Origin of the sequence: Paenibacillus sp. KS-LC4, from assembly GCF_036894955.1 — a bacterium.
Lineage (GTDB): Bacteria > Bacillota > Bacilli > Paenibacillales > Paenibacillaceae > Pristimantibacillus.
Genome location: NZ_CP145905.1, coordinates 4,411,576 through 4,423,423 on the forward strand (window position 1 = coordinate 4,411,576; position 11,848 = coordinate 4,423,423).

General features: G+C 49.8%; 10 protein-coding genes. 3 read left to right on the forward strand and 7 right to left on the reverse strand.

Annotated features, from left to right (window positions below; genetic code table 11):
• The first annotated feature begins 196 nt into the window (after window positions 1-196).
• Both V5J77_RS18595 and V5J77_RS18600 read left to right on the forward strand, forming a co-directional pair.
• On the forward strand, window positions 197-967 hold the full coding sequence (locus V5J77_RS18595; protein ID WP_338556915.1) for an ABC transporter ATP-binding protein: 771 nt from the start codon (window positions 197-199) through the stop codon (window positions 965-967).
• Window positions 942-2,882: an ABC transporter permease gene (locus tag V5J77_RS18600; protein ID WP_338552307.1), complete on the forward strand. Its 1,941-nt coding sequence runs from the start codon at window positions 942-944 to the stop codon at window positions 2,880-2,882. Before V5J77_RS18595 ends, V5J77_RS18600 begins: the two co-directional genes overlap by 26 nt.
• 178 nt (window positions 2,883-3,060) lie before the next feature.
• Here the strand turns inward: V5J77_RS18600 and V5J77_RS18605 are convergent, their stop codons facing one another.
• The 6 genes from V5J77_RS18605 to V5J77_RS18630 all read right to left on the reverse strand — a co-directional run bounded on the left by V5J77_RS18605 (window position 3,061) and on the right by V5J77_RS18630 (window position 9,629).
• Window positions 3,061-4,347 carry an ABC transporter permease gene (locus V5J77_RS18605; protein WP_338552309.1) on the reverse strand — a complete coding sequence of 429 codons (1,287 nt, stop codon included), beginning with the start codon at window positions 4,345-4,347 and terminating at the stop codon, window positions 3,061-3,063.
• A complete protein-coding gene (locus V5J77_RS18610; RefSeq protein WP_338552310.1) occupies window positions 4,344-5,099 on the reverse strand; it encodes an ABC transporter ATP-binding protein in 756 nt (251 codons plus the stop codon). Before V5J77_RS18610 ends, V5J77_RS18605 begins: the two co-directional genes overlap by 4 nt.
• Before the next feature lie 351 nt (window positions 5,100-5,450).
• Window positions 5,451-6,992 (reverse strand): DEAD/DEAH box helicase, encoded by a 1,542-nt coding sequence (locus V5J77_RS18615; protein ID WP_338552311.1) that lies wholly within the window; start codon window positions 6,990-6,992, stop codon window positions 5,451-5,453.
• Window positions 6,993-7,018: 26 nt separating this feature from the next.
• Complete coding sequence (locus V5J77_RS18620; protein ID WP_338552312.1) at window positions 7,019-7,792, reverse strand: SDR family oxidoreductase; 774 nt, start codon at window positions 7,790-7,792, stop codon at window positions 7,019-7,021.
• A 136-nt stretch (window positions 7,793-7,928) separates the two neighbouring features.
• Window positions 7,929-8,390 (reverse strand): chemotaxis protein CheX, encoded by a 462-nt coding sequence (locus tag V5J77_RS18625; protein ID WP_338552313.1) that lies wholly within the window; start codon window positions 8,388-8,390, stop codon window positions 7,929-7,931.
• Between the two features lie 237 nt (window positions 8,391-8,627).
• Entirely contained in the window at window positions 8,628-9,629 is a 1,002-nt protein-coding gene (locus V5J77_RS18630; protein ID WP_338552314.1) for an HRDC domain-containing protein, read from the reverse strand.
• A gap of 267 nt (window positions 9,630-9,896) precedes the next feature.
• Between V5J77_RS18630 and V5J77_RS18635 the strand changes: the two genes are divergently transcribed.
• Entirely contained in the window at window positions 9,897-10,181 is a 285-nt protein-coding gene (locus V5J77_RS18635) for a hypothetical protein (protein ID WP_338556918.1), read from the forward strand.
• A 200-nt stretch (window positions 10,182-10,381) separates the two neighbouring features.
• Here the strand turns inward: V5J77_RS18635 and V5J77_RS18640 are convergent, their stop codons facing one another.
• Window positions 10,382-11,791: a phosphodiester glycosidase family protein gene (locus tag V5J77_RS18640; protein WP_338552315.1), complete on the reverse strand. Its 1,410-nt coding sequence runs from the start codon at window positions 11,789-11,791 to the stop codon at window positions 10,382-10,384.
• Window positions 11,792-11,848 lie beyond the last annotated feature (57 nt).

The following is an 11,848-nucleotide window of genomic DNA, read 5'->3' on the forward strand; positions in this document are numbered from 1 at the left end:
GGAAGACCTGCTGCACCTTCCTTGCGATCATTATACGAACTAGAGAGGAGAAATGCTCTCGCCTCCGCTAGTGATGCGCTCAAACGGGCAGCGTTATCTTACAAAGCTGTAAGGTAAATGAAAGCTGCGTATATAGGAGCAGACGCGGATGAGGGGTATACTGGGTTTATCAACAAACAAGCAAGGGGAGATCAAATTGGAATTGCTATATGCACGAAATCTGAACAAAATTTATCCCGGCAAAGTAACCTATAAAGCGCTGACCAATATCGACTTAACGATTCAGCAAGGGGAATTTGTCGGCATTATGGGCCCTTCAGGCAGCGGCAAAACAACACTGCTCAACATGGTATCGACAATCGACAAGCCAACCTCAGGCGAGCTGCGTATTGCTGGTCAAAGCCCGTATGAGCTGTCACGGGAAAAGCTTGCTTTTTTCCGCCGGCGGGAGCTGGGCTTCGTCTTTCAATCGTTTAATTTGCTCGATACGCTGACGGTCAGCGAAAATATTATGCTGCCGCTCACGCTCGACGGCACGAACATCGTGGAAATGAAGCTGAGGGCCGCCTCCATTATGGAAAAGCTCGGCATTGCTGAGCTGGCGGGCAAGCGAACGTATGAAATATCCGGCGGCCAAGCGCAGCGTACAGCCATTGCCAGGGCACTCATCCATCACCCGAAGCTGCTGCTGGCCGACGAGCCGACAGGAAACCTCGATTCAAAATCAGCACGTGATGTGATGGAGCTGATGAGTAAGCTGAGTAGTGAGGATAACACGACAATGATGCTCGTTACCCATGACGCTATGGCGGCGAGCTACTGTCACCGGGTTATCTTTATTAAAGATGGGCAGTTTTACAGTGAAGTGAATTGCGGCGACAACCGGGCAGCTTTTTATCAGAAAATTATTAATGTGCTTGCTCTGCTTGGGGGGACTGAAAATGAATTTCCGACAGTTCGCGTTTAATAATGTACTGCGCCGCAAGCGGACGTATGCCGCACATTTTATGAGCAGCTCGTTCGCGGTCATGATTTTTTTCATTTATTCAGTGCTGCTTTATCATCCAGATTTGCAGGGGGAAATCGCCGCTAGCAGTCCGACAGCCTCTCTGCTGGGTACGATGGGGCTGAAAATTTCCCAGTATTTAATCGTTATTTTTTCATTTCTGTTTTTGATGTATTCCGCCGGCGCCTTCCTGAAGGCGCGCAAACGTGAATTCGGCATTTTGATGCTGCTCGGGATGTCTGACAAGCAATACCGCAAATTAATTTTTGTAGAAAATATGATCATTGGCCTCATCTCCACCGTTTTTGGAATCGGCTTTGGCATTTTGTTCACCAAGCTATTTTTGCTCATAACCGAACGGCTGCTGATGCTGCAACAAGGACTCGCATTCCTCGTTCCTATACAGAGCGTGATCATTACGGCAGGCGCTTTTTTGATCGTATTTCTGCTTCTGTCTATACTCGCGTCGCGCCTTGGGAGAAAATCTCAGCTGCTTGAGCTGATTCGTTCGGACGAGAAGCCGAAGAAGGAGCCGAAGGCTTCTGTACTGCTTTCTCTGCTCGCTGCTGTTCTTCTGCTTGCTGGCTATAGTATGGTCTTCTATTTTGTAATAGGTCGCGCCTTCTCACTAGCATTGCTCGCAGCCGCCATTGGCTGTGTCATATTAGGGACTTATTTTCTTTTTACACAGCTCAGTGTCTATATCATTCGTGCGCTGCGTGGACGGGAAACTTTATTGCTGCGTAAAATCAATTTGCTAACGCTCTCCGATCTCGCTTACCGAATGAGAGACAATGCCAATATGTTTTTCATGGTGGCAACGGTAACAGCGGTCGCTTTGTGCGGCATGGGAACTTGCCTTGCGATCGGCGATCCGAATTTGTCGGAAAAAGACAACCCCTACGCTTTTATTTATGAATCCTTTGGCGGCGATAGCGAATCTTTGGCGCAAAGTGAATTACAAACGCAGCAGCACCTTACGCTATTGGAGCATAAACTATCAGAGGGCGGCTTTACTTACACGAAAGGCGCTTCACACCTAAAATACACAGAAGATTGGCTGTCGGTCATGAGCCTGTCCGAATACAATCAGCTTGCCATTGCACTCGGCTTCACCGCCGAGACGCTTCATGGACCTAGTGAAGCATTTATTGCCTCTGGCAAAGTATCACGTGCCCAGCATGTGACAGCATTTGAGCCCGTTGTCGATTTGGGCAGCGTCGCGCCAAGCGAAAAGCAGCGGAAGCTTACTATCGTAAAGAGACTTCCTTCTTTCGTGTTAAATAACTACAATGATGTTTACGTCGTAACGGATGATATTTTCCAAGCGATGAACCGCATGAAAGATGACACGAACCAGGTGACCTATTATTATGTTATTCCCAATTGGATCGACACGATCGGCGTGGCGCAAAGCATTATGAAGGAAATCCCACAGGACACGCAGGGCCATTATCATATACGGTCACTCGTGCTTGAATGGTATGAATTCAAGCAGCTTAACGGGCTATTGCTTATTATTAGCGTGCTTGTGGGCGGGGTCTTTTTCACCTATGCTGTCAGCTTTATTTACTTTAGGCTGTATGCCGATTTGGAGCGGGATGAGAAGCAATACCAGATGATTAGCAAAATCGGCCTCAGCGGCAAGGAGCTGAATCGGCTCGTTACAAGGCAGCTGCTCATTATGTTTTTCCTGCCCTTTGCGATTGCGCTTGTGCATGGCATCGTCGCCTTTATAAATATTGCGCTGCTGCTCGATATCTCAATGCTGAATGCAGCGTTCATGATCTATATTAGCTTCCTCCTCCTTCAGCTCGCCTATTTCCTCATGATTCGCTGGCGGTATTTGCGCCATATGCATCTCAAGCTGGCATAACGAGGAGGATGCTTCGAAGGTTGGCAGAGCTGGAAGCTGGGACTGAGCCAAATCAAGCATTATATAGCCAAACGTCCAGCTCCACCTGTTTCGGTGGAGCTGGACGTTTGAATCGATTTTTCACCTAAATAGCTATGCCTCATCTGTAATAGACAGCCACCTTGGCAGGTGAGGTGATCTAATCCTCTTCCGCATCAGAAGCAAAAGCGCGGCGCAGTCTGAGCGGGCGTATCGCAAGCAAATAGACGAGCACCGCAATCGGTGCTGCCGCTGCAGCAAGCAGGCAATTGGCACGCAGCAGCATAATGGAAGCAGGAAGCCACATAAGCAGGGCAATTATGAGCATCGTCCAGCGGTCCAGCCTAATAAGACTTTCCAACCTTTGTGCGTCAGGAAGCGGATAAACATGACGCCATACCGTATAACGATGCGTATGGCGAAGCCCGCCAAGCTGAGCCCCAACTATGAGCATAAATCCAGCATAGGCACAGGCAGCACCCCAGCCGGACAACCAGACCGCATCCGCCATCCAATAGACAATAAGCGCGAACAAGGCGAGCAGCCTTAACAAAATGCCTCCCATTTCCATTCGCAGCATGGAAGCCGCATATAAATAATCGTAAGTCAGGCGGCGGCGATAGGGTATACAATTCATGACCCAGGAAAGATATTTGCGGCCGGCTGCTTGCGATGGCATCGTAGGCACATCAATAAATAAACCGAAAAAGACATAATACCTTCTTCTTGTCGCTGCCTCTTCCTTAATGAGCCGCTCCCATGGGATTACGAATCGGCTCGGGAGCCTGTACAGCAGGGCGAACAGCAGAATGAGTAATATTATAAAGCCTCCCGCATACAGCGGTACACGGGTCAGCATCCCCGCCCAAGCAAGCGCCGTCGCTGCCCAGCGAGCCACTCGAAATAGCATTCTCATGCCGTCCCAAGCTAGCTGCCGTTCCCGCCATGCAGCAGCTGTATTTGCTATACGCAGCACAGCCGCCGCCAAAACCAGCTGCCACATATCCGCTGGGCCGGTGCCCTGCGTGTATATAGGCCAATATGCAAGCAGCACGAAGGCGCATAAAGCGACCAAAGCTATTAGACTTCGCTTAAAGGAAAGTCCCCAATAACGGCGCATCGCTGATTCCTGCGGCATATGGAAGACGATATCTGCCGCCTTCAGAAAGGTGCGAAACGGGCTCCAGCAAAGCACGGGAACCAGTGCCACTATGCCAACCAACGCGGTCGGAAAATCAGCCGGCACGTCACGAATCAGCTTAAAATAGCTAAGCACCCCGGTAATGACAAACAGCGAAAGAAACAGCGGGAATCCACTTTGTCCCATATAGCGCAAATACGGCAGCGTTTCCTCTCGGAAGCTTCGGGCACGCTTTTTCCATAGCTTCTGCATGGCTTGTTCCTTCAATTGCTGCTCTTGATTGACTGCTTGTGATTTAGCCATCATAGCTTGTCTCCAGCAACGAGCTTATAAAACGCATCCTCCAGCGTTCCGCCGCGCACTGCCATGCCCGCCGCTTCGCATACATCCGCAAGCGTTCCGCTGGCAACGATGCGTCCATGATGCATCACAATAAACTTGTCGCAATAAGCTTGGGCCGTAGCCAAAATATGCGAGCTCATCAAAATAGCCGAGCCATTCTGCTTTACTTCCACAAGCCGTTCCAGCAAGGAGCGAATGCCTAGCGGGTCCAGCCCGAGAAACGGCTCGTCAATGATGTATAATGGCGGCTCTGACAGCAGCGCGTTCATGATCATGACCTTCTGCTTCATCCCTTTAGATAGATGGGCGGCAAAGGCTCCTTTTTTCGCATTCATCTGGAACTCGTTCAATAAATCCATTCGCTTCTTTTCATATTCCTGCACAGAAACCCCATAGGCCATTCCCGTCAGACGCAAATGCTCCTCAACGGTAAGCTCGTCGAATAGCACCGGGTTTTCGGGCACATAGGCAAAAGCGGAGCGGTAGCGATCCGGATCTTCCTCCAGCTTGACGCCGCCAACCTTAACCTCTCCCTGATGCGGCTTCATCAAGCCGAGAATATGCTTAATTGTCGTACTTTTGCCTGCCCCATTGAGGCCAATTAAGCCGACCATTTCGCCTGGACGCAGTTGAAACGATACATGATGCAGGACAGGTCGACGCGGACTATATCCTCCTGTCAAATCGGCAACTTCCAATACAGGCTCTATCATCATTCATTCACCTTCATACTATAAAATTAATATCGCTTCTTCAGCATACCGAATTCGAAAGCAAAATTCAAAATTTCCCATCCTTGGTCGCTATGCAGACCCTTGCTTATGATCAAGGTGAAACGGCTGCTCTCCGTCCTTTGGCGGAGCGGCGCGTATCATTCCGAGAAATATAGAGAAAGGATAACGAAATGATATACTTTCCTATATTTCAAAAAGCCCCTGTTCCGCAATGGCTGAAGCTAAAATGGCTAGCGCGGCGCCAAGGAAAAAGGACTGGGCACCCGCTTGCCTCTTCATACCGATTTTCTGGAAAAGGGGCTTGAATTATAAACTTGTTCTTACTTAGGAAGCTTACTCCTTCGTATCGCCCGACTCGCGCTTTGCTTTCAGCCATTTCGGAGCGCCTTTATCCTTGCTCTTCTTCTGGCGCTCCTGCTTGGACAGCACCTTCGCCTTCGGTTTCGCTGGAACAGCCGCTTTCAATGGCTCATTAGCAGAGGAGGCAGCGCTTCCCGTTGTCCTCCCCCGCATTGCACCGTCTGCTGGCGCATCATTCCTGCGGCTGCCCGGTTGAACTTCGTTCCGGCGCCTCTCGCCTTGAGGAGCTTGCCCATCTGCACCTTGTCTGAACGCTCCGCGCTGCCTCTCGCCTCGCGCTCCATCACCTTGCGCTAAGTCGCTGCCTGATGACTGACGACTCTTCGGGGCTCCCGTATATTCAGGACGTTTGAACGAGGACTTATCGTTCCGCGCCTCCTCTGGCGTAACCAGCTTTCCTCTAAGCATCGCCTTCTCAGGAAGATCAATGCCTAGCTGCTTTCGGAACTTGTCCATTATAAAATGCTCCTGCGGCGTAACAATGGAAATAACGGTTCCCGTGCGGCCCATGCGGCCCGTCCGGCCCGCCCGATGCACATAATGGTCGGCATCAAGCGCTGGCTCCAGATTGATGACAAGCGGCAAGCCTTCAATATCGAGTCCCCTCGCGGCAACGTCTGTCGCAAGCAATAGCTGGCATGTGCCTTCACGAAAGCGTGCAAGCGTAGCAGAACGCCGCTGCTTGTCAGCATCACCATATAGCGCCTCTACCGTAAAGCCCTCATAGCTGAGCTTCGCTTCCCAGTTTGAAATCGTGTCCGTTTCATTCAAAAACAGCAGCGCCGATTTTGGCTTCAGCATGCGAATGATGCGACGTGCGATATCCGGCTTGTCCCGTTTGTCGCATACGAAATAATAATTCGTAATCGTCTCCGACACGCGATGCTCCGGCGCAACCTGTATGCGGTGCGGCTCCTTCATCCAGCGACCTTCAAAACGGGCCATCTGCTCTGGATAAGTCGCCGAGAAAAAAGCAATTTGGCGATTTTGTCCCATCGCAAAAAGAATCGTCTCCACTTCGCGAGTCGAGCTCAGTTGGAACACTTGATCCACTTCATCAACGACGACCTGATTGACGGCATGCAGCTTGATTTTGCGCAGCTTAAGCAGCTCGTGAATACGTCCCGGCGTACCGATGACTAGTTGCGGATGCAGCTTAAGCTTCTCTACTTGGCGCTTCAGCGCTGCGCCGCCAATTAGCTGCTGCACACGGAGGCCCAGCGGCTTCGCATAAAATTCAGCTACCCGTACAATCTGCATAGCCAGCTCCTGCGTAGGAGCTATGACGACGCCTTGAATTTCTTTCGACGACGCATTCAGCTTCTGTAGCAAAGGCAGCAAATACGCCAGCGTCTTGCCTGTTCCCGTCTGCGAACGTGCGGAAACGTCCTGCCCACTGAGCAATACCGGAATGGCCTCTGCTTGCACCGCAGTAGGCTCCTGAATACCCTCTTCAACCAGCGCTTCCGCCAGCTGCTCATTTAAACCTAAATCCAACCAATTTTGCTTACTCATGTTCGAGTCCTCTCTTGTTCAAAACACTATTTTCGATCCAGCATGCCGCCGAACAATCGGTCAATCAGGCGCGGAAAAAGCTGATAAAGCTTAATGCCAAGCGCCGCCGATCTCGGCAAATTAATTTCTGCCTTCCTGCGCTCAATTAGCCGCACAATGGCTTTAACTACATAGTCAGGCTTCATCATAAAGAAGCTGACATTTTTCACATAGTTGCCTGACGGATCTGCCAGCGAGAAAAACGGCGTGTCAATCGGACCGGGATTAACCGCCGATACGACAATCCCTTTGCCCCGCAGCTCCATCCGCAGCGAATTGGTAAAGCCGAGCACCGCATGCTTCGTTGCCGTGTAGGCCGTTGACTTGGCTGAGCCGATCTTGCCTGCAAGTGAGGCAATATTGACGATATGCCCGCTGCCTTGGGAAAGCATATATGGCAGCACTGCCTTCGTGCAGCGAACGATCCCCATATAATTCGTATCCATCATCTGGTCAAATTTTTCGACCGGCATCGTCTCAAAATATTCAAACTGCCCGTAACCCGCATTATTAATCAATATATCGAGACGCCCATGCTTTTGCACGGCAGCCTGAATGACCTGCTGAACATCTTCCATGCTCGTTACATCCATCTGAAAATAGGAGCTATTGCCGCCGATTTCTGCCACATATGCCTTCAGCTTCTCCACATTTCGTCCAGTCAGCACCACAATAGCGCCGCGCATCGCAAGCTGCTTTGCAGCAAGTGCTCCGATCCCGCTGGAAGCGCCGGAAATAAGCACAACTTTGCCATTTAACATCCGTCATCACCTAAAGCTAATTCTACTTGATCAGGGCATTTTAAGCAAAGAAACCTTTGTAAAACATTGCTTAGAAATAGGCATCCAGCTCTTATAAATGCAAAAAAACTCCCTAAGGAGTTTTTCGCCGATACGATTACGATGCTACAAGCACCTGAATATCCAGTTCACCAATTCCCTCCATAATGAGTGGAACGGTTAATGCTTGCTGCGCTTTAAAGCCAGCAGCTGCTGCAGACTGAACGACCTTCGGCGGTGTAATATCTACACGAACGCCTTGATTCGATAGCATCGTGCTCGCATTTCCGCTAATCATGTTGCCAAGCTCAGAAATGGCGCTTTTGCCCATTTCGTCAATTTCAGAAATCGAAAAGCCACCCATCATAGCCGAAATCATCTTCATCGCCACCGATTCGCTTAGTCCAAAAACGATATCAGCGTTCATTTGTCCGTTCAGGCCAATTTGTATCCAAATGTAATTCTCAACGAACTTAACATCCTTCAAGCCTAATTGCCCAGTTGACGGCTTTATCTGTATGACCTGCTCAATTACACTTTTTGCCGCTTCCAGAAACGGGTTAATATACTCAGCCTTCATAACGGGAAAACGCTCCTTTTCGACAAAGATCGCGATTTTTTATTATCCTCATTATACTTTTAAAAATAGGACAAGTATACTATTTTTATCATTTTTGAATCTTAAGACCTATGAGTTTATATTCATTTTCAAATGCTATATAAGGAAATTTGGATATTTTTTTCAAGCTGTACCTTTTGAGCTATGCTGCATTCAGCCATAAAGTACTAGATGAATACGCTATCACAAAGACCAAGATTATATAGCTTGAGCCGGGTTTGCTTGAGCTTTCCGGTAGCGGATTCTAAGCAGCCTCAGCCGTTCATACAGCATATCCACCTGCTCATGCTTCACGCCCTCCGCTCCATATACTTGCTGTAGCACGGGCTTCAAGTAGCGGTCGCCCGCCTGCTCGAACGTTTCCCACACAAGCTGCTGCTCGGATTCCGGCATTTGCAGCAGCTCACGGGCAATAAGCGGCTCAACATCATAACCTTCCATTTCAAGCTGCTCAATTCTGTCCATGACCTCCCGGCGCGACAGATCAAGGTCGGCTCCTAGCTTCTCCAGCGTTTCCTCACTGTTCAAACTGCTGAGTATTCGCTTTTTCTGCAGCTGCTTGTCCATCTCGCTTTTGAATTTTATTTCCTTCTGCTTATACAGCCACCTCGTAAAATCATTCTTGTCCAGCAGCTGCTCTACCCAGTCAAGCGGAAAGCCTGTCTCGCGGCCATGCTTCTCTGTAATCGCTAAAATTTCAGCTCCATAGCGATTTTGCTTACTCTCTCCCCAGCCGGGTATTTGCAGCAGTTCTTCGGCTGTGTGCGGTACAAACGTACTGAACATCCACAGCATCCGATTCGTTGCAATGAGGTAAGCCGACCTCTTCTCTCCTCCTGCTTTCGCCCTGCGCCAATCTCTTAATTGTTCAAAAAGGTCTTGATCTGCGTTCAGTTCGCCATAACATTGCACCATAGCCTGCAAGCTGCCCATTCCCGAATGGCGCCGCCCTTCCAGCATAGATTCAATGACCGGCGTAAAGCCATCTCCCATTCGTACCGCCACGCCATGACGAAAGGCGAGCAGCATGTCCTCCCAGGAAACGCCTTCATACCACACATCAGGCGCGGTTGCCGTATGCTCGCCATCGACCCATAGCACCGACCAAATGCCCTCCTGTTCACAAATCGACAATTGGGCAGTTTGTACGCCCTCCTCCATCGAGGATTTTTCAAATGTGTTCAAAAAGAAAATTTGCATCTTTCATCTCTCCCTGGCTGCTCCAATTTCAAATAAAAGGACATAAAAAAAGCACCTCCCCATAGCTCATCCAGAGCGATAGAGAGGTGCTTCCTCACGTTCAAATATTCGATTAGCAGTATATTATCATATGCTTTTCAATCTGACAAGCTTTTAAATACGGATTAACCAGCAGTTGCTTTATAAGCTGCATGATGCCCTGCGAACAGGGAACAATGAAAACGCAAGTATTGCAAATGCAAAATGGAAGGAGGAAGGATGATCCACATGGATGGCTTCACCGAAGAGGACCGCAAGCGTTCAACCGACGTCTCAACCGTAGAATCACAGCGAAATGATCTGGTGCCGGAGGAGTTTCCAGAAGGGCCTTACGCAGCGGAGAGACCCGGTATCCCGCTTGGCAAAAGCTCGCCATGGCGCACAGATCAGCGCCCTAACAACCGTTTCAGCTATGAAAATCGCGCTCTGCATGCAGATTTGAAGCGCGACTATCCCGGAGCAGATGATGAATTTGTGCTCTCCACCGAATCAGAAGAAAAGGAGCAAAGCTAGAAAGGCTAGTTTTGCTCAAGCCCACTCAATGAATTTACCGCACAAATGCCTGCTCGTCAGGTATGAAAAAAAGGTTCAGCGAGACCTGGTCTCGTTGAACCCTTTTGACCATTGCCGCCTCGAGGCAGGCCGTATTTTTCACGTCATGCTGCTGCCATGTTGCGCTCTCTTCCGATCAATCAAACCGCTTCAAGCAGCCCTTACCATTTTGGCAAGGAGCTGAATACAAGCGCATTGCTGAGCTCGCGTCCGGCAGGCGTAATTTGCTTGCCATTCGCATATAAGCCGGAGGATGCGCCGCCATCCAAATTCATTGCCTGCTTAGCTCCCAGGCTGACCATTATTTGTCCCCATTGCTTTATGGTCGCAGCCGGAACCGTTACTAGCAAAATCGAACCATCGTTCATTATCGCAATTCCGCTTCGTGCGCCAGAGTCGGTTAAAATTTTCGGGCTGACAAAACCTTCGTTCGCTGGATCAACCGCCAGCTTGCCGTCCTTTACTAGGCGCGGGCCTGCACCAATTGCGGTATGCACCTCGCTCCAGTCAATCGCTTTGCCGGAAACATCGTTATAGCTGACGGTATAGTCAACATAACTGCCTTTTTGGAAGCGGCTCGCCAAATACTCCTCCTCCCCTGTAAAGAAGAGAACATACCCGTCCTTCGGAATATCGACATTCGTATTTTTGCTAACCTTCGTTACGATGCCCTTGCTGACCGTTACAGCCGAGCCTGTGCTCATGCCGATTTTGCTGCCGCGCTTCGGCGTATACATAATGGCAGCAGTTCTGCCTGGAGTAGGTGTCCGATTAACGAAATATACATACCAGCTTTGTGAGGATTTCCCGGGGCTGCTTACTTTGCCACTCATCTTCACCTGCAGCGTATCCATAAGAGCCGAGCCATCCCATTGAAAGCCAATGCTCGTTCCTGTATTTCCAATATGCTCGACAACGCCGTCGCTAATAATATTGCCATAAGGCTCAGGAATGCCGCCATACGATTCAAAATAAGTGCCATTAATGGCCGCAGCCGCATTGTACAAGGAAGCGATGCCGGATAAGCCCTGCGTCAAACCAACGGTTCTTCCAGACAGACCCGCTGTTACAGGCATCCCTTTCGGAATTGCCACGGTTTGAACCGTGAAGGAGCGCCCTCCAGCAGACACGCGCTTCGAAGCTGCCACCGCTTTGTATGAAGTTGATGCCGCGCGGATCGTTACAGGCAGCTCAAGCTTGCCCTTATACGAAGCGGACGTCACAAGAACGCGAATTTTTGTCTTCCCGGCAGCGACAGGAATAATAACGCCATCGCTGTTCACGCGCGCTACCGCGCCATTGCCTGATTCATATCGCAATGCCACCTGCTCTGATAGCTTCAGCTTTGCGAGCAGCGGCAGCCTTTCATTAAGAGCGACCGTTACGGCTGAGGCCGGATACGTAATCGTGACATTTTTGACAGTTGACTGTGCTTCAGCTGCATACGCCGAGCCTCCAAAATGGTAGGCCGTTTCTCCGCCTGCTGAGCTTAGCAGCAGTAAGGAAGCACCTCCGATTAAGGCTATGCGCTGCATCCTTTTTTTCCATGATGACTGGGTTAATGATTTCATTGTTGTTTCTAGTCCTCCCTAGCTATGTCCAAAATTAGGCTCTTATACCTATTTCGG

Coding starts and splice junctions, on each gene's coding strand:
- V5J77_RS18640 (WP_338552315.1), bottom strand. CDS start 11,791: ATGAAATCATTAACCCAGTCATCATGGAAAAAAAGGATGCAGCGCATA.
- V5J77_RS18615 (WP_338552311.1), bottom strand. CDS start 6,992: ATGAGTAAGCAAAATTGGTTGGATTTAGGTTTAAATGAGCAGCTGGCG.
- V5J77_RS18605 (WP_338552309.1), bottom strand. CDS start 4,347: ATGATGGCTAAATCACAAGCAGTCAATCAAGAGCAGCAATTGAAGGAA.
- V5J77_RS18620 (WP_338552312.1), bottom strand. CDS start 7,792: ATGTTAAATGGCAAAGTTGTGCTTATTTCCGGCGCTTCCAGCGGGATC.
- V5J77_RS18625 (WP_338552313.1), bottom strand. CDS start 8,390: ATGAAGGCTGAGTATATTAACCCGTTTCTGGAAGCGGCAAAAAGTGTA.
- V5J77_RS18635 (WP_338556918.1), top strand. CDS start 9,897: ATGGATGGCTTCACCGAAGAGGACCGCAAGCGTTCAACCGACGTCTCA.
- V5J77_RS18600 (WP_338552307.1), top strand. CDS start 942: ATGAATTTCCGACAGTTCGCGTTTAATAATGTACTGCGCCGCAAGCGG.
- V5J77_RS18610 (WP_338552310.1), bottom strand. CDS start 5,099: ATGATGATAGAGCCTGTATTGGAAGTTGCCGATTTGACAGGAGGATAT.
- V5J77_RS18630 (WP_338552314.1), bottom strand. CDS start 9,629: ATGCAAATTTTCTTTTTGAACACATTTGAAAAATCCTCGATGGAGGAG.